The sequence below is a fragment of the Nitrospira marina genome (assembly GCF_059568365.1).
The window spans coordinates 922037-939149 of the sequence record NZ_JCANTH010000001.1; the positions used below are offsets into that span (position 1 = coordinate 922037).

Sequence of the window (17113 nt, forward strand, 5' to 3'; positions counted from 1 at the left end):
GTAAGCTAAGGAAAAAAAAAGATATGGCTGTTGTGTCGAAAGATGTGCAATTTATGACTCTTCTAACACCTCAATCGAATTGCCGAAGGCATCGGTGATGTAGACCGAATTGAGTCCGTCCCGATGGGTGACGAGATCTCCAAATTTGTTGGCATCCGGACGACTGAGCGCAAAATGTGAAGGATGTTCCTGAGGGAGGACCAGGGCAAGCTTGGTATTGGCGAAGGCCAAAAGCGCCCAGGACTCATCGATATAATCCACGCAACAATTGAAGCGGGAGGTATACCATTCGACCGCTTCGGCCACGTTCGGGACTGGAATTGCCACATGATGGATCGAATCCAGTTTTGGAGGTCTGGACGAGGAATTTGGCTTTTTGGTCAAGGTGTTTTGCCCTTTGGGCGCCATGCGCTTTAGGTTACCTCTCTTCACGGGTGTTTAAGGAAGGGTAAAAATTAAACCCTATGAAAATTGTTGGATGTGCTCTATCAGCATTTTTGAGACCTTTTCCAGGTTAAACGGCCAGGCATAGATGAGAGTAATCGTTGGGTGTTTCTTGCGAAGTTCTTCCAGTTCTTCGGGGATTTCACTTTCGGAATGCGATCCTCCCGGAGTAAACATGGTCGAAACCACGGTAATCGTCTGTGCTCCCTGGTGAATGAGGGATTCAACCGCTTCAGCGAGTGTCGGTCCGCAGAACTCGTTATACGCCAGGCCGAACAACGAACCATTTAAGAGTGGCTTCATGGCGGTCCCAAGGGATTCGAGTCCAGCCTGGTAAGGATCCGTTTCAGGAGTCCGGGGCCATGTGCGAACTTTGATGTCCAATTCTAACTCTTCCGGCGACATGGGACTGCCTGTTGCCCTTCGCTGGGCTTCAAGGCGTTTAAGTTTTGTGATGAGATCAGACGGATATCCTTTGGGAATGCCTCCGTGTCCGACAAGAAGAATGGCTTTTTTGACTTCTGACATGTTGTGAACTCCCTATGATTGCCAAGAAATGAATGATGATGATGGGTGGAAAGTCCTGGCGCTTTCACCCATGCCAGTTCGTAGTTGCAAAGTTTTGACATCATGGACTTGCGTGAAATATGCAATGTTGTGGGTACGAAGAAGAGGCGCATACGGTTTAAACCCCGGTCCGCCCACCATCACCGCACACGATGGCCGAAATAGTCGAGAGATCTTTCGCAGCCAGGATCGTACTATTTTCTCTCCTGGTTCAAGATTGCAGGAAAGAAGAATCAACTGTGTTTTTTTTCGCCGCAGGGCCATTTCCAACATCTCAAATGCCACATTGGGCCCGAGATAGATGCTGTGCCATCCAAGACCTCGCAGAAGAACCGCCGCAGTCAGTGGAGCAATTTCGTGAAAGTCTCCAGGCACACAGGCGATTAAGGCGTGAGGTCCACCCAGAGGTGGTTCTTCGCGTAGAACGTTTACAAGGTGTTGACGCACCAACCGGCTCACGCTTTGTTCCCCTCTCAGACTTATCCCACCTTGATGCCATAGGTCGCCAATCAGGCGCAAGACCGGAAAAATAATGCCATCCAAGGCTTTCTCAAGCCCCAATTGATTGATCCATTTCTCAATCATGGTGGTAATGGCCCGTACATCCTGGTGCCGGGCCAACCGAATCATGTCCTGGGTGTCATTCCAATAGAGAGAGGCTATTCCCGAGAGATTGAGAGGGACATGATTCATCGATTGTCGGAGTTCGTGCTCACCGGCTTGCGCCAATTGCCCAATGGATTCACCATGATCCAATTGTGATTTCAGATAAAGGAGAAATTGAATGTCATCTTCGGTAAAGAGTCGATAGCCGTTAGGGCCTCGCTGGGGATGGACTAAATGGTAGCGTTCTTCCCATTTCCGGATCACGTGGGTGCTGAGTCCAGTAGTACTGGCCACAGATTTAATCCGATAGGTCTGGGAATCCTTTGGACTGTTAGACATGGTTACGCAACATGAGTTCTTTGGGGTGCGGGTTGAGATAGACCTGGTCAACTAAATAGGGTACAGCCAGGATGCGCACATAATGTTTAATGAGCGTGAGCGGCACGGCCAGGGGGGTGAGATGCCGGTGGTAATCCTGAATGGTTTCCTGCAACTCGGCCCGTTCAACCGGGCTCAGTTGGTTTTTAAAGTGGCCCGCCAGATGCTGGAGGACATTGACATGTTTTCGCACTGTGGCCTTGCTTTTCAGCGCGTCCATAAAGAGCGGGCCATAGTGATTGGCCAGGTCACCGGGTGTGTATTGGCCAGCCTTCGCGATGAGTTGTCCAAGGTCCTGATAATGCGAACGGCTGTGGGTGAGCAATAAATATTTGTGACGGGTATGGAATTGGACAATGGCACCACGGCTGATCCGATGCTGTTGAAGGAGGATTTTCCACCTCCGATAACAGAAAATGCGCTCGATAAAATTTTCTCGAAGGGGCGCATCGCTTAAGCGTCCTTCCTCCTCCACAGGGAGTAGGGGAAACGCTTGTTGAAAGGCGGCTGAAAAAATACCGGTTCCCTGTTTTGAAGGTTGCCCTTTCTCGGTATAAACCTTGACCCGATAGACTCCGCAACTGGGGGAACTTTTTTTAAAAATATATCCATCCAAATCACTTTCCTGTAACTCCTGAACCCGGCGCTGACTAAAGGCGTGCAGGGTAGCGGTGTGATCAATGTGGGAGCGGATGGTCAGGAGTTGTGGGGCATCGGGATTGCCGGCCAAATGCATGGCCTCTCGAGGGGTGCCTAGTCCCGCTTCTACTTCGGGACAGACCGGAAGCCATTCGACAAACGGGGCCAGCACATCTGTGAGGAAGGCATCCCGTTTGTGTCCGCCATCGTATCGAACCGTGTCGCCGAGCAGACATTGGCTGATGCCCAATCGCGGCTTATGTTCTGATAGGGACTCAGGCAAATTTTTGTCAAGTTGAGTCGTTTTGTTGTGAGGCTTGAGATCGATGTCGATTAATCGTGTGGTCATATGGATATGTAATCCCTCTCCTAAGGGGTGATGGATCCGCGTGACCCGTGTTGCAGATATCTCAATTCTTCTCCGGCGTTGAATACCCGTTCATACACCATCAGCCTCCCAAGCCGCCCCAATACTTTTCAGCTTGATCAACACTTCGGATTCGGTGACCCAGAGGGATGGATTGCTGTCCTGGACACTTTTAATCCGCTTACATGGCTTGAGGAGTTTGCTCCATTAAGACCGATTCGCTGATTCGAACCAGACTGACGGTGCGTTCACCTTGGGGACCTGTGAGCCCCAGTCTTACGCTGCTTCCTATTTCTCCACGGATGAGCCCAACCGCTTCCTGATAGGTTTTCCCGGCTAGGGGGACCCCGTCGACGGTCAGAATTTCTTCCCCATGATTCAGTCCGGCCCGTGCGGCGGGCCCGGACGGATGTACGGCGCGAATGATCAATCGAGCGGGTTCGCCAATTCGACCGGCTGTGATATGCAAGGCAAGTCCCACAATCCCCGAGGGAGGGGGTGTGTTGGGGCCTGGAGGACTGGCATGAGGATTCGTGGGAGCCGCTGAATCAATAGAGCGGACATCCTCACCCAAGGCCAATGGTGTGCATACTATCGCTGAAAGGAGCACGGCTCCTAAAATTTTGAGGCACCGATTTGGATAGGTATTGAAGGGTAAGCGTATCAGCATAGAAATCTCCCTTATGGCAGTGTAGATGACAGACCGGAAAAACCGAGGACACACAAACCCATGAGAAGGACAAGAGAATTTAATTGCACGGAACGCCGATGGAGGCCATCTCTTTGTCGTTGAAGGAGAGGTGTGGAAATCCCTTTGAGTTGTTTGGCTTTGAGCTGATCACTGAGTTCATTAATCTGGGCAATCAGAGGAGTTCGGCAATACTGCTCGATCGCCAGTATTCCCAACCACAACGTAGCGGGGACAAGTACCACGGGTCCGAATCCATGGAAAAAGCCCAGGGCGAGGCTGGTGAACCATCCAACGGCGGCACTGAGCATTCCCAATCCGTAGTAGGGAGGAAACAGACTTCGCACGACTCGTGCAAAGGCATCGGCATCCAGCGTCCGGGAAAGCACAGGTGCTGTGACGAAGGAAAGAAAGACAATTTTCCCCACCAACACTGCGCTGGCCAACAAATTAAAAAAAATGAGAATGTGTTCAGTCATCGCGTCACCTCTTAAGAAACATTGGCGAGCAGATTTTTGGACACCTGCAAGGCCTGGTCAAAATCAGGCAGCTGTCCCATGGGTACCATTTCAACATATCGAATAATGCCTTGATAATCCAGCACCAGGACGGCGCGATGAAGAATGCCGATTTGTTCGAGGAGCAGGCCGGAGCTGGTCCCGAAATGATAATCAGGGGCATCAGATAGAAAGGTCATATTGTGAATGTTTGTTTCGGTGGAGAACGTCTGCTGGTCCTCATACGTATTCGTGCTCAATGTGACAAAGGTCATCATTTGATCCAGCCCGCCATTGCGTTCACTAAACCGGTGTGTTTGTTCATCACATACCGGAGTATTCAATTGGGGAACAATGCTGATCAAGGTGACGTGACCCTTCAAGATATTAAGGTTCACGGTCCTTCCATCTTTTCCGAGGACGTTGACAGAGGGAACGGGCTGTCCTTTTGTGATGGTAATCGGCTTTTCCATGGCGGAGGGAGAAGCTGAGATGGTTATCATCCAGAGGGTTAGAAGGCACAGGAAAGCCATAAAAAATGCCCGTCTTGCCGGTGTGGTGAATTGCTGTTTCATGATGTGCATCCTTATCCCATGATTGGCCAACCAGTTAGCCGTAGGTCATGTATGGGCCATGAGTGATTGAAGTGCCATCTGAAGGGTGGGATAGGAATATGAAAATCCACCTTCCAGCGCTTTCTTCGGATGAGCCTTCTGCCCGGTCGTCAGCACGGTGGACATTTCTCCCAGTGCGATGCGTAAGACGAATTGTGGAACGGGGAATACCGATGGCCGATGCATGGCTTTTCCCAGGGCTGCACAAAACTGTTGCATTGTGACCGTTTCGGGGGCCACGCCGTTGACCGGGCTGCACACAGAACGGTTTTCACTCAGCCAGACGATCAATCGCGAAAGATCCTGCCGGTGAATCCAGGCGACATACTGACTGCCCGGTAAGACCGGTCCGCCGAGAAACAGCTTAAACGGAAACATCATTTTGGGCAGGGCTCCTCCGTCCATTCCCAACACCATGCCGAACCGGACGGCCAGGACTCTGATACCCATCGCTTCGCCCTTGAGAGCTTCGCCTTCCCACTCCCGGCAAAGTTTGGCAAGAAACCCATGTCCGCTTCCGGAGGCTTCGTCCACGAGGGTGTCTCCGGTATCTCCGTAATATCCCACTCCTGAAGCGGTTATAAAGGTATGAGGCTTGTTGGACCAGGACTGAATGGCCTGCAGCAGGGTCCGGGTTGGTTGCACGCGGCTATCGGTGAGTTCTTGTTTTCGTTTGTCGGTCCAGCGGGAATCCGCAATGGATGCCCCTGATAAGTTGACCACCACATCGGCGCCCTCGCACTCTCGAGCCCATGGACCTTGAGAGGAGCCATCCCATTGGACCAGGTGACCGAGGTCACCGGACGAGGGACTGCGATTCCCTCTTTGTCGGGATAAGATGAAAACGTCGTGCCCTTTCTCAATCAACAGCTGTGAGAGTTGTTGTCCGACAAATCCTGTTCCCCCCGCAATGACAAATTTCATAACCACTCCTTTCGGGAATCTTCCTTCATCCCGCCCTTCAAGTTGAAAATGAAGAAGTTCCAGCGACATGCATTCCCAACCGGAATGCGCCGGATTTGGGTAAATTCCGGATGGTTAAGAGGATCAAAAATGTGAGGAGAGATAATCCATGGTTTCATGAGCAGCGTGTCCTTGAGTTTTACACCTCATATGAACCGGGATGGGGGCCAAGGTAGGGAGATGGCCTTATGCCGAAACACTCGTGGATAAGTTATTAGATTTTATGCATGGTGGGCCTTCAAATTTCCGGTCAATCTTTCTCCGCAATACAGAGAGATTCATATCATGGCCCAGCTTTAATGAGCCTCAGGTGATTTAATATCCCTGGCACATCGGAAGCCCACTCCATGAGTTTTCAGGGCAAACCCTCCCTTCCCCCTGGCCGCCGTCCTGATATCGGACTCCAAACTATGCCAGGAGCCACCCCGAACGACTTTCAGAATTCCTGAATTCGGACCCTTGGGATTTCGATCTGGGGAATCTTTGTAGTAGTCCTCGGCGTACCAATCCTTTACCCACTCCCTGACATTCCCGGCCATGTTTTGCACGCCATATGGTGATGCCCCGCCTGGAAGAGTCCCGATCAATTGAAGCGCATTGCCGTCATCCCATTCCCGATCATAGTTCGCGAGGTTTTTCGTGGGAGGGGAGTTTCCCCATGGAAAGATCCGCCCATCAATCCCCCGGGCTGCCTTTTCCCATTCAGCTTCGGTTGGAAGACGTTTCCCTAACCATATGCAGTAATCCTCAGCGTCATTCCAGTTCACTTGAACGACCGGCAAATGATCGATCCCCTCTTCCTGGCTTAGAGAGACCTCTCCATACACGTTCAACGGTTCCCTATGTCCGGTTGCCACCAAAAACTCTGTATATTGATGATTGGTGACCTCGTACTTGTCTATGAAAAATTCATCCAGATAAATTTCCCTTTGCGGGAATTCGTCCAATCGACCAGATTCCGGAAGGCTTCCGCGGAGAAAGGGACCCTTAGGAATCTTGATCATCGGTGCGTAATCCCATTGTTCTTCGAGATGAAGTGCCCATGAGGGTTGTGCCAACCCTATGGACAAGAGGAATACCATTATTGACAGCAGGAACATTATTCTTTCTCCAATTGACTTTTTCGTTGGATCTCAGTACTCAATTGTTGGATTTGTTTCGTTAAATTTCTCACCTCTTCTATGTTGCCCTCATGTTGCGCCATCATGGCTTTCCGCAAAAGGTCGCGACCTTTCATCAGGTCTGCCTCCGCGGCAGTTTGAATTTCCGGAGAAGCCAGAGTCCCTCCCAGGGCGGCTTTGTGAAAGGCATCCCATGCATTATCCATGGAATGGCCAGCATCATGGATAAGATGTTGGGCTTCGTCGAGGCTATCCTGAGTTGGCCGGATTGGCTCGGCTGCCGCGGGGACAGAGAATAGGCCTAGCAGTAAGATTGCGATTGGTAACAGGTGTTTCATGACAACCTCTTATTAAGAATTTTCTTCTGAATCTTCTTTCCCGCCACTCCATTTCAGGATTTTATCGGATAGGGTGCGACTACGTTGAATTCCTCAGACGTATTTTGGGTAAGCTTCGGATTCTGGTCTCCACTCGGGGACACCCCATTCGCACTGTCTCCTGGTTTCTTACTGAAGAGGAATGACCGAGAAGCTGGGTTCTCGTTGAACTACTTGATTGTGCTTGCCAGCATAAGACGGCTCGCAGAGAGTGATGGGTGACGAGGCAGATCTTGATGATGCTGCCTCGTCAGAATCTTATCCGAAATGCTTACATCATCTTTTTGATGACATCTCGGGTGGCCTTATACTCTGCATTTTCCGGATCCTCCTTGAGGGCTTTCTCTATTGCATCAAGCGCGTCTTTCCACTTTTCTTCTCCCATGCTGATCAGAGCATGCATGAAGTGATATTGCACGTATTGCTCCGGTTCTTTGGTGGCTGTCTTGGCACACCGGAATCCCAGGCCCACACCGTAACTGTTGTTCATGGGTTGATTCCAAAACCGATGCGTGGTGGTAATACTTGTGACGGGGGCATTCCAAGACCCACCGCGGATCACTCTCTTTTCACCGGTCGTGAGCCGGTCAACATAGAGACCGGTTCCCCCGAGCCATACCGGTTTTTCCGGACCGGTCGTGTTCATGGTGAATGGACCCTTTTCATAAAACCGGGGATCATACCAATCATAAACCCACTCGAATGCATTCCCGGCCATATGATGAAGTCCATAGGGGCTGGCTGCTTCAGGGAGAGAGTCGACCGGCATGGTGGAAGGTTGATTCCTTCCGAAGTTGGCGAGCTTGGGGTCGAGCTGGTCTCCCCATGGATACTTGAGTCCCTGCGGCCCGCGTGCGGCATTTTCCCATTCGGCCTCGGTTGGCAGACGTCCCCCCTTCCATTCGCAGAAGGCCGTTGCATCATTATAATTGACTCCGACTACTGGCTGATTAGGCTTGTTGAGACGAGGGTCGTCCCAGTAGGCGGGCGCAGGATGATTTGTGGCCTTCATGAATTCTTTATACTCGGCATTGGACACTTCGTATTTATCGATCATGTAGGAGCCCAACTCAACCTGGTGTGCAGGACCTTCATCATGAAAAGCTTCGGCGGACCAGGGTTTTAACTTTCCACCCTTGGCAGAGGTCGGCATGACCTTATCGATTCCCATAATGAATTTTCCGGATGGAATGTGGACCATCTCATTGGCCAGCACAGAACCGAATGACAGAAGAACGGCCGGAACGATCAGGGCGGATGCGAACAATTGAGTTCTAAGCCGATTGGCGACTTTGCTTTTTTCAGCGAGTGAGTTTTTGAACATCATCACTTCATACCTCCCAGGTGGATCATAAGATTAATAATGAATTTTAAATGTGACACTCCGTCGCATTAACCGCCGGCCCGGCCTGTTGCAAAACACACAGACATCTTTACCTCCTTCTCTCTGAGTTCTCTTGCATATAGGTCGATGCTCCGTATCATTGTGATTTTTCCTGGCTATCATCAGGTTTCTGCGTGGCTTCCGGGTCCTCCCATCTGTCGGTTGCAGGATTATAGACCTGCCCCCTCAATGCAAAGTTCCGTTGGTAGGCAATAATTTTCCAGATCTCCTGATCAGATAATTTTTTGGACCAGCTCTCCATCGAGGTCATGGGAATTCCCTCCTCGATGCGCCAAAACCAGTAGGAATCGGAAAACCTACTGACTCTCCTGGCATCAGTTAGGTCGGGCGCCCCTTTTTTTGTGGGTTTCCCATCCCTGCCGTGACATTTCGCACAATTCACGAAGGGTTTCGTTACACCCTGATATAGAAGACGACCTTCCGACAAAACCACTGGGTCGTTCCACCATCCCTCTGGCATGTGCTTGTCGGCGAATTCAAGCGGAACGTCTAAGGTTGGTCGAGAAGAAGTGCCTCCTTGACCGCAACCTATTATAAGGAAAACGGCTAGGTAAGTGAAATAAAAAAAATGGTTTCGCTGCATCATAAAGCCTGTGGATAAATTTTTGGTGAGAAAAAAGTTCATGGCCGCCCTGTCGTAATTGTTCCGTATGCCTGTAAAAATTGTTTCGAATGATGGAAAAGTTATTAATATGGAGATTTTTACCCGTGAAAGAATAGATCATGAAAGATTGAATACATGTCTCTGTTACTCAATTCATCCTTTTGTAATGGCCTGCAGATTAGGAAATTGGCGCCTCTTCTTGGGTTGCGGTTGTGGCAGGGTCTTCGAAAATCGGTGCTTCATAATTACCGGGTCGATCACATCACCACATTGTAGACACTTAGCGACAGGAATTTGAAAATCAGAGGTTCCTTCCTCTGGGGAAACGCAGAACGTGCTGACTAGGAGCCCCCCGCATCTAGAGCATGTCGGTGATTTACCAGGGTGGGCAACAGACCTGCCACTTGAGCCAGTGTTCTGAAGTTGGGTTTGGATATACATTTTAGCTCCTCCGTTGAATAATCATCACCTATAGGAATGACCGACAATTAATGTTTGTCTATAGTATGATGAAAGTTTTATCACTTAGTATAATGTTTGTCAATTGTTTTTTATTTAGGTATTTGACATACATTAGACAATAAATGTAATTTATTAGTATGACAATGTATAGAATTCAAAGATTCTCAAAGCTTACGGGAATTTCGACACATGTCATTCGCGCTTGGGAAAAACGCTATGGATTAGTAGATCCTACTAGGGGAGCGAATCGCTATCGGCTCTACAATGATGAAGATGTCCGACTATTCAGGTATCTGAAATCACAAGTCGATCAGGGTATGAGTATTGGGCAACTGGCGGAATCCGGTCGGGAAACACTCCTAGGGTTGGCCCAGCAGGACTGGGTGAAATACTCGATTGAGACGCCACACTCCGAGGGCCTAATCTCCGAATTGATTCAGGCGATCCAGGAGGGCAATCGGCCCGCCTTTCAGCGAAAATTGAATGGCGCATTGGCTGTCATCCCGTTTGAGGAAGCGCTGCACCGCTTCCTGCTTCCACTACAGGAAAGGGTGGGCCAGCTTTGGCATGACGGCGTGATGGGAGTCGCCCAAGAGCACTTCGTCTCAAACCAAGTCAAGCAAAAAATCTTTTCAGCCCTAAATCAATTTCAATTATCAGAGGGAGATCCGCATGTGGTTGTGGCCTGTCCGGCCCAGGAGTGGCACGAAATATCGGCCTTGACGGCAGCCTACCTGTGTGCGGTGCGTGGATGTCGCGTACATTATTTAGGGGCCAATCTTCCTATTCCCGAACTGGCAAAATTTTGTGAACAATTCCGCCCATCTTATGTTCTCCTTTCCCTGACGGTCGATCGTACCCTGACAGAGGCCAAAATGATCGTCAAGGAATTAGCCTCACTCATTAAACCCCTTGCACCGATCGGCGTAGGCGGACAATTTGCGCAAGCCCAATCTTCTCTTTTTTTGGATGAAAAGATCACGGTCTTTCCAGACATGCAATCCCTTGATGCCTTTGTACGCTCTCTTCCTCACTAAAGGGTTTTTCTCCTCTCCATTAAAGGCCATTTGATGGCTTTTTCCGTGATGCCATTTCCTTACTGATCTTTCGTATTTCTCTCTCTCCATCTCTCGCTGGACATATTTTGGTTTGTCAGCCTGTGCATTCATCATGGCCATGTAGGTCAAAGTGATTTTTCTTCTCAATTTAAACGAGTTTTCCTGCCCGAGATTCCAGAGGGAATTTACCTATTAGTTTAATGTTGTCTAATGTTTTGTTAAACATTGTTTGATGTTGTGAAATGTTTATCTGTACTGTGAGTTAAGAAGGGAAGGTTAAGAGGGAATGCATTTTGAGAAATCGGTTCCCCCACCTTTCAAAATTTTATAACTCACTACCCACTGGAGGCCTTATGAAGAATTTCAATTTTAACCATTCAAAGTTTTTACTTATGGGAACCCTCGTTCTCGCCATGGCGTTTCCGGTCCTGGCGGCAGTAGGGCCGACCACGACCATCGTGATGAAGGATAATGGTTATCACATAACCTCTGAAAGCCCATCCGGCACCTTGACCCCTGGTTTCACCATGGACGCCGGAATGACCAACACCATTACCTTGAAGAACGAAGACATGACACCCCACGAATTCGTATCCAAGTCGTTCAAGCACATGGATGTGGAGATGTCTGGGGAAGCCGATGAGGTTAAGGACGGAGCCGCTAGCGGTTGGAAGATAATGCCGGGGAAAACCGTGGTACTCAAAGTCACACCCAAAGTGGGGGAAAACTTTGGTGGGAGTTGGGATGTGTTCTACTGCCCCATTCACGGAAAGGGGAACATGAGGGGGGAAGTGGTTGTCGCAGATTCCAGGACTGGAACCGGTGCCTTTTAACCCTCGACCGTTAGGTTAATGACAATGGGGGGCCCTGGATCTAGGCGATCTAGGACCCCCTTCGTATTGATTGAGTCAACAGCGACTGAAGATTATGAAATTGTGAACAGCACGTTTGACTTCAGTCACTTTGTCTGATAAAAAATACTCTATAGTTAAGTAACGATGACGTTACTTTTGCTGAAAATGAAATATTGGACTATGGACGTCCGATTCCTCTCAAGGGGATTGGGCGTTTTTTTTTAAAGTCGAATGCGAAACAAAGGGGTGATGGGTCGAGGAAACTGATATTTTAAATTGACCATCTTCCCAAACAAACGGTTTAGCAACTAGGTAAGAAACAAAATTCATACTCCATCATTCGAGGAGCGAACGGTGGGGAAGGTGGCAAAGGCGCCACTGCCCGGGTAAGGCGGAAGAATTCGACCTTAGGCCAGGCAGTTGGCGCTTTTTTTTTGTTGGATAACTGAACAACCTGGTTAAGGAGAACGTCATGCATACGGTGGATGTCGAACGGATGATAAAACTGGCAGAGAAGAAAGTGGAGTACCGCCGAAGCAATCCCATCGGATACCTCGTCTTATCCGCCCTGGCCGGCATTTATCTCGGGTTTGGAATTTGTTTGATTTTTAGTGTTGGAGCACCCTTTTGGGCCGGGGGATCGGCCGGGTTGAAACTCGTAATGGGGGTGTCTTTTGGCATTGCGCTCACCCTCGTCATTTTTGCGGGATCGGAGCTATTTACCGGAAACAATATGGTGTGTGCACTTGGTGCTCTGGCGAAAGCCATCACCATGAAAGAGGTCGGGCTGATTTTTTTCTGGTCGTTTGTGGGCAATCTCGCCGGATCATTGGGTTTGGCCTGGTTGGTCGCACAATCCGGCGCGGTGGGGAAGGCGCCGCAAAGCGATCTCCTGCTGAACGTCGCATCGCTCAAAATGAATCTCCCGATGGGGGAACTGTTTATTCGCGGGATACTGTGCAATTGGCTCGTGTGTTTGGCTGTGTGGACGGCGGCACGCACGACCAATGATGCCGCAAAGATCATGCTGATTTTTTGGTGCCTCTTCGCGTTCATCGGAAGCGGGTTTGAACACAGCATTGCGAATCAATCGCTACTGGGAATTGCGTTATTTCTTCCACATGGTCCGGATGTTTCCTGGGCAGGGTTTTTCTGGAATCAAATGTGGGTGGTATCGGGAAATATCGTCGGTGGGGTCGTGTTTATGGGAGGTGCCTATTGGATCATCAGTCCTGTGCGTGGGTGGATCAAGACAACAGAAAGGGTCGTGGAAGAAGTGGCATCTGAATCGCCACGGCCGATCCATCTTCCACCGGAGGGGAAATTATTGTCTCAGCCCCTCGCAGTTAGTCGGAGAAATTAGGAAATACCATGGATTGTAGACGGAATCGAGAAAGGAACGGGAAGGGATTCTGATGAATAAGATTGAAGTGCTCAAGGGGGAAAAAGACGGCTTGGACATCAAAGAGGATATTGCCCGATATGCGGAATTAGGGTGGGAGGCGATTCCGGATGAAGATATTCAACGGTTGAAATGGTATGGATTATTTTTGCGAAATCCCACACCGGGATACTTCATGATTCGCGTGCGGATTCCAGGAGGAAGAACCACTTCTGTCCAGATGCGCACATTGGCGCACCTCGCAACCACGTTTGGAAATGGCGTGCTGGATCTGACAACCCGGCAGCAGTTTCAGTTACGGCATATGAAGATTGAGCATGTACCGGAAGTGTTTCGTCAAATGGAAGCGGCGGGCTTGTGCTCCTTGCAAACCGGCATGGATAACGTCCGCAACATCATGACGTGTCCCGTGGCCGGGTTGACGGCGCAGGAACAACTGGACGCCACGGATCTGGTGAATCGGCTTACGGAAGAACTGGTAGGGCATCGGGCCTATTCAAATCTTCCCCGAAAATTTAACATGGCGATTACCGGCTGCCTCGACAATTGCTTACATCTTGAAACACAAGATCTGGCTCTGGTGCCCGCGACGGTCGAGGGGGAGGGCAGCGCGATCACCGGATTTAACTTGTTGGCCGGAGGCAAACTTGGATCCGGCGGGTACCGCATTGCCACCCCACTCGACGTGTTCGTGACTCCCCGGGAAGTCGTGGCGGTGACCGGAGCCATCCTTCGCGTCTTTCGAAATCATGGATGCCGGGACTCCCGCACCACTGCCAGACTGGCTTTTTTGTTGGATGACTGGGGCGAAGAACGGTTTCGGATGGAAGTTCAGCGGGAAGTGGGATGGGAGTTGTCACGAGCGGGGACCGATGTACGGAAGTCGTCAGTCAACGATCATATGGGTGTCTATCGGCAAAAGCAGTCAGGCTTGAACTATGTGGGTCTCAAAATTCCCGTCGGCCGTATTCAGGCGGATGATTTACACGGAATAGCCGGTCTGGCCGACATCTACGGCACGGGAGAACTCCGCCTGGCAGCCAATCAAGCGGTCATCATGCCCAATGTTTCGGACCGCGTGTTGGGAGATTTGACGGAGGAGCCTTTGTTACAACGCTTTGTTTACAATCCCACCCCGGTACAAAAGGGCCTGGTCAGTTGCGTGGGGAGCGACTACTGTAATCTCGCCGTGATCGAATCTAAAAGTCGCGCCGTGGAAACCGCCAAACGAATTGAAACAATGATCGGCACGGAGATGAAGCCCATCACCATGCACTGGTCGGGATGTCCGGCAGGCTGCGGCAATCATCTCGTCGCCGATGTCGGTCTGTTAGGGAAAAAGATTAAAGTCAAAGGTCAGGTGGTCGAAGCCGTGGATATTTTTGTCGGTGGCCGTTCCGGCCCCGATCCCAAGCCTGCCATCAAGTTATTGGAGGATGTCCCGTGCGATACCCTGGCGGAGGTCTTAAGCGGAATTCTTCCGTACCACTCGCGCGAGAAAATGCATCGGACAAAGGCAAAAACCATAAGTAAGCGCAGCGCATCTCGGCGGGCCATTGATCCGGAAAAGACCACAAGCGGAAGGAACGAAACCGCGGCTACGTTACTGACCTCACCAAGTATGAATTAAGCTCCAACCTGTTTGGAAATTTCTGCCATCTATTAGGTAGACGTAGCACGGTTTCAAAGCTATTCTGATATTATGTCCATATTAAATGCCTTTTAAAGGACATGATTAAGCTCCTTGCCAAACTTCTCCGCGTTCTAAATTCAGAAACCGATCCAGGGCAAATTTCTTTGGGATTGTGTTTTGCGATGATCGTAGGGCTTACCCCACTTGTGAGCTTGCACAATCTCTTTGTGGTCCTGCTGGTATTTGTTCTGCGTGTGAATTTATCGGCTTTCCTGTTGGGGCTGGCGCTATTTACAGGGATTGCCTATCTGCTTGATTCACTTTTTCACCTGCTCGGGCTGGCCGTTCTGACCGCCCCGTCCCTCGCAGATCTTTGGACCTCACTCTATCAATCGGTGTGGTGGCGACTGGAGCATTTCAATAATTCTATTGTGATGGGCAGCCTGGTGTTTTCCGTGGCTTTGTTTGTCCCTGTTCTTCTGCTTTCGAACCTCCTGATTCGGCGCTATCGCCAACATGTCATGGTTTGGGTCCAAAAAAGCAGGATTATGCAAATGTTTAAAGCCAGCAAGTTGTATCGGACCTATGAAACCCTTTCGTCCTGGAGGCCGGGCTGATGACGAAATGGATTCGGTGGTGGGGGCTTGGGGCATTTGTGGTGTTTGGGGCCATTGTGGGTTGTGTGTGGATATTTTTTGTGGATGAGTGGGTGAAAGGAGCAATTGAAAGTGCGGGGACCAAAGCAATGGGAGCCAAGGTGGAGGTAGATGCGGCCGATCTCAGCCTGTTTCCGGCAGGACTTTCCTTGACGGGACTGCAAGTGGCCAATCCCAAGTTGCCCATGACGAATGCGGTGGAAGTGGCCAGGGTGACGATGAGTCTAGACGGACTGAACCTGCTTCGGAGAAAAGTCATTGTTGAGGAAATGACTGTGGAAGGTGTTCGATTGGATACTCCCAGAACCACTTCCGGCGCCGTTCAGCCCCTCTCAGATGTGTCTCCTGAAGAAGAGTCCGGAATGTTTTCTCTTGCTCTTCCGGCTTTAGAAGTGCCTGACGTGAAAAATATTTTAGAGAAAGAAGATCTGGAAACCATCCGGTTGATTGAAGCGCTGAAGTTGGATCTGCAGCGGGAACAAGAGGCGTGGGAATCACGACTCAAGAAATTACCGGGAAAAGCTCAGCTCGCCCAATATGAAGAACGCGTAAAAAATTTAAAAAAAGCGGGGAAGGGGGGATTGGAGGGCTTGCTGGGAGGAGTTGGCGAAGTGCAAGCGTTGAAGCAGGATATTGAACAGGAAATTGAATCTCTCACAGGCGCCAAAAAGGAATTTGAAAATACTGTGGCGTTGTTACGTACCCGGTTGAAGCAGATTCAAACCGCACCACAACGGGATATTCAACACCTTAAGGCTAAATATAATTTGTCTCCGCAAGGATTGGCCAATATGAGCCAAACGTTATTAGGGCCTCAGATTGGATCGTGGGTTCACCAGGGGGCGTTTTGGTATGGGCGAGCGAAGCCGCTTCTGGAAGGAGCAAGGACAGTGGATGGGGAGGACGGTCCTCAGGTGCACAAGCCTTTGCGGGGGAAGGGCTTGGATGTGCATTTCAAGGAAGCGCATCCGCTCCCGGACTTTCTGATTCGTTTGACGAAGGTATCAATCGATTTAGACTTAGGGGAGTTGGCAGGGACTGTTCACAATATCACCACCGATCAACCGACGTTGGGGCAACCCACGACATTCGCCTTTTCCGGGGACCGGTTAAAAGGGGTCCAGTCTGTTGCATTGGAAGGGGCTCTCAACCACGTGGAGCCCGCCGATTCCAAGGATCAGTTTACGGTGCAGGCGAAAGGGTATGAACTCACCAATCTCGCATTGTCCAAAGATGCCAAATGGCCGGTTACCCTGACGAGCGGGATGAGCGACATCAATGTGAACACGGAACTCAAGGGCAGGGCCTTGACCGTTCATGGCGCCGGGAATCTTCGTGGCCTTCACCTGTCCGCAGGAAGGGAGGATGATCCCAATCCTTTGACCAAAGCGCTCAGCTCTGCCGTGACTGGTATTTCCCAATTGTCTATTCAGGCCGATGTGACGGGGACATTGGAGCAACCTGATGTCACGATCTCCTCCGACCTGGATCGAATTCTTCGGGATGCGGCTGGCAAGATGGTGAATGAATTGGCTGCGAAGTTTGGTTCTGAGCTTCAGACGGCCATCTCGGCAAAGATTGCAGAACCGATGCAACAACTCAAGAATGATTTATCCGGGTTTGAACGAATTGCCGGTGAGTTGACGGAGCGGGTCACGCAGCATAATGAAGTGCTCAACGGACTTCTTGAAAAAAGTCTTCCTAAGAAAGGTCTAAAGGATCTTCCCGGCGGATTCAAACTTCCGTTTTAACTGTGATTGAACTGTGACCTCAAATGT

The 17113-nt window shown here is 50.2% G+C and carries 18 protein-coding genes; 6 read left to right on the plus strand and 12 right to left on the minus strand.

Going from position 1 to position 17113, the window contains the following annotated elements; all coding sequences use genetic code 11:
* Positions 1–51: 51 nt before the first annotated feature.
* From LX98_RS03860 to LX98_RS03915, 12 genes are all read right to left on the minus strand, one after another.
* Positions 52–327 (minus strand): VOC family protein, encoded by a 276-nt coding sequence (locus tag LX98_RS03860; protein WP_496427638.1) that lies wholly within the window; start codon positions 325–327, stop codon positions 52–54.
* Between the two features lie 135 nt (positions 328–462).
* The gene (locus LX98_RS03865; RefSeq protein ID WP_496427639.1) at positions 463–972 is read right to left on the minus strand and encodes a CbiX/SirB N-terminal domain-containing protein; all 510 of its coding nucleotides are present in this window, start codon (positions 970–972) and stop codon (positions 463–465) included.
* 12 nt (positions 973–984) lie between these two features.
* On the minus strand, positions 985–1956 hold the full coding sequence (locus LX98_RS03870) for a MerR family transcriptional regulator (protein WP_496427640.1): 972 nt from the start codon (positions 1954–1956) through the stop codon (positions 985–987).
* Positions 1949–2983 carry a DUF1722 domain-containing protein gene (locus tag LX98_RS03875; RefSeq protein WP_496427641.1) on the minus strand — a complete coding sequence of 345 codons (1035 nt, stop codon included), beginning with the start codon at positions 2981–2983 and terminating at the stop codon, positions 1949–1951. Before LX98_RS03875 ends, LX98_RS03870 begins: the two co-directional genes overlap by 8 nt.
* A gap of 199 nt (positions 2984–3182) precedes the next feature.
* Positions 3183–3671: a PDZ domain-containing protein gene (locus tag LX98_RS03880; protein ID WP_496427642.1), complete on the minus strand. Its 489-nt coding sequence runs from the start codon at positions 3669–3671 to the stop codon at positions 3183–3185.
* Between the two features lie 11 nt (positions 3672–3682).
* The gene (locus LX98_RS03885; protein WP_496427643.1) at positions 3683–4168 is read right to left on the minus strand and encodes a DUF4149 domain-containing protein; all 486 of its coding nucleotides are present in this window, start codon (positions 4166–4168) and stop codon (positions 3683–3685) included.
* An 11-nt stretch (positions 4169–4179) separates the two neighbouring features.
* The gene (locus LX98_RS03890; RefSeq protein ID WP_496427644.1) at positions 4180–4761 is read right to left on the minus strand and encodes a redoxin family protein; all 582 of its coding nucleotides are present in this window, start codon (positions 4759–4761) and stop codon (positions 4180–4182) included.
* Between the two features lie 45 nt (positions 4762–4806).
* Complete coding sequence (locus LX98_RS03895; RefSeq protein ID WP_496427645.1) at positions 4807–5724, minus strand: TIGR01777 family oxidoreductase; 918 nt, start codon at positions 5722–5724, stop codon at positions 4807–4809.
* Positions 5725–6059: 335 nt separating this feature from the next.
* Positions 6060–6863, minus strand: coding sequence for an SUMF1/EgtB/PvdO family nonheme iron enzyme (locus LX98_RS03900; protein ID WP_496427646.1), 804 nt, complete (start codon positions 6861–6863; stop codon positions 6060–6062).
* Positions 6863–7222 (minus strand): hypothetical protein, encoded by a 360-nt coding sequence (locus tag LX98_RS03905; RefSeq protein WP_496427647.1) that lies wholly within the window; start codon positions 7220–7222, stop codon positions 6863–6865. Before LX98_RS03905 ends, LX98_RS03900 begins: the two co-directional genes overlap by 1 nt.
* A 310-nt stretch (positions 7223–7532) precedes the next feature.
* Positions 7533–8588, minus strand: a complete 1056-nt coding sequence (locus LX98_RS03910) for an SUMF1/EgtB/PvdO family nonheme iron enzyme (RefSeq protein WP_496427648.1) — start codon at positions 8586–8588, stop codon at positions 7533–7535.
* Positions 8589–8742: 154 nt separating this feature from the next.
* Positions 8743–9291 carry a c-type cytochrome gene (locus LX98_RS03915; protein WP_496427649.1) on the minus strand — a complete coding sequence of 183 codons (549 nt, stop codon included), beginning with the start codon at positions 9289–9291 and terminating at the stop codon, positions 8743–8745.
* A 578-nt stretch (positions 9292–9869) separates the two neighbouring features.
* Here LX98_RS03915 and LX98_RS03920 point away from each other — a divergent pair.
* The 6 genes from LX98_RS03920 to LX98_RS03945 all read left to right on the plus strand — a co-directional run bounded on the left by LX98_RS03920 (position 9870) and on the right by LX98_RS03945 (position 17086).
* Positions 9870–10769, plus strand: a complete 900-nt coding sequence (locus tag LX98_RS03920) for a MerR family transcriptional regulator (RefSeq protein ID WP_496427650.1) — start codon at positions 9870–9872, stop codon at positions 10767–10769.
* Between the two features lie 374 nt (positions 10770–11143).
* Positions 11144–11623: a cupredoxin domain-containing protein gene (locus tag LX98_RS03925; RefSeq protein ID WP_496427651.1), complete on the plus strand. Its 480-nt coding sequence runs from the start codon at positions 11144–11146 to the stop codon at positions 11621–11623.
* A 493-nt stretch (positions 11624–12116) separates the two neighbouring features.
* Entirely contained in the window at positions 12117–13007 is an 891-nt protein-coding gene (locus LX98_RS03930) for a formate/nitrite transporter family protein (RefSeq protein ID WP_496427652.1), read from the plus strand.
* 52 nt (positions 13008–13059) lie between these two features.
* Positions 13060–14676, plus strand: a complete 1617-nt coding sequence (locus tag LX98_RS03935; protein WP_496427653.1) for a ferredoxin-like domain-containing protein — start codon at positions 13060–13062, stop codon at positions 14674–14676.
* A gap of 101 nt (positions 14677–14777) precedes the next feature.
* Positions 14778–15296, plus strand: a complete 519-nt coding sequence (locus tag LX98_RS03940; RefSeq protein WP_496427654.1) for a TIGR03546 family protein — start codon at positions 14778–14780, stop codon at positions 15294–15296.
* Positions 15296–17086: a TIGR03545 family protein gene (locus LX98_RS03945; protein ID WP_496427655.1), complete on the plus strand. Its 1791-nt coding sequence runs from the start codon at positions 15296–15298 to the stop codon at positions 17084–17086. The genes LX98_RS03940 and LX98_RS03945 overlap by 1 nt, the downstream gene beginning before the upstream one ends.
* Positions 17087–17113: the final 27 nt, after the last annotated feature.

Bases quoted from the DNA above. Each gene is read 5' to 3' on its own strand.
- LX98_RS03865 (WP_496427639.1), bottom strand. From the start codon at position 972: ATGTCAGAAGTCAAAAAAGCCATTCTTCTTGTCGGACACGGAGGCATT.
- LX98_RS03920 (WP_496427650.1), top strand. From the start codon at position 9,870: ATGACAATGTATAGAATTCAAAGATTCTCAAAGCTTACGGGAATTTCG.
- LX98_RS03900 (WP_496427646.1), bottom strand. From the start codon at position 6,863: ATGTTCCTGCTGTCAATAATGGTATTCCTCTTGTCCATAGGGTTGGCA.
- LX98_RS03875 (WP_496427641.1), bottom strand. From the start codon at position 2,983: ATGACCACACGATTAATCGACATCGATCTCAAGCCTCACAACAAAACG.
- LX98_RS03940 (WP_496427654.1), top strand. From the start codon at position 14,778: ATGATTAAGCTCCTTGCCAAACTTCTCCGCGTTCTAAATTCAGAAACC.
- LX98_RS03935 (WP_496427653.1), top strand. From the start codon at position 13,060: ATGAATAAGATTGAAGTGCTCAAGGGGGAAAAAGACGGCTTGGACATC.
- LX98_RS03930 (WP_496427652.1), top strand. From the start codon at position 12,117: ATGCATACGGTGGATGTCGAACGGATGATAAAACTGGCAGAGAAGAAA.
- LX98_RS03880 (WP_496427642.1), bottom strand. From the start codon at position 3,671: ATGCTGATACGCTTACCCTTCAATACCTATCCAAATCGGTGCCTCAAA.
- LX98_RS03910 (WP_496427648.1), bottom strand. From the start codon at position 8,588: ATGATGTTCAAAAACTCACTCGCTGAAAAAAGCAAAGTCGCCAATCGG.
- LX98_RS03895 (WP_496427645.1), bottom strand. From the start codon at position 5,724: ATGAAATTTGTCATTGCGGGGGGAACAGGATTTGTCGGACAACAACTC.
- LX98_RS03885 (WP_496427643.1), bottom strand. From the start codon at position 4,168: ATGACTGAACACATTCTCATTTTTTTTAATTTGTTGGCCAGCGCAGTG.
- LX98_RS03925 (WP_496427651.1), top strand. From the start codon at position 11,144: ATGAAGAATTTCAATTTTAACCATTCAAAGTTTTTACTTATGGGAACC.
- LX98_RS03945 (WP_496427655.1), top strand. From the start codon at position 15,296: ATGACGAAATGGATTCGGTGGTGGGGGCTTGGGGCATTTGTGGTGTTT.
- LX98_RS03890 (WP_496427644.1), bottom strand. From the start codon at position 4,761: ATGAAACAGCAATTCACCACACCGGCAAGACGGGCATTTTTTATGGCT.
- LX98_RS03905 (WP_496427647.1), bottom strand. From the start codon at position 7,222: ATGAAACACCTGTTACCAATCGCAATCTTACTGCTAGGCCTATTCTCT.
- LX98_RS03870 (WP_496427640.1), bottom strand. From the start codon at position 1,956: ATGTCTAACAGTCCAAAGGATTCCCAGACCTATCGGATTAAATCTGTG.
- LX98_RS03915 (WP_496427649.1), bottom strand. From the start codon at position 9,291: ATGAACTTTTTTCTCACCAAAAATTTATCCACAGGCTTTATGATGCAG.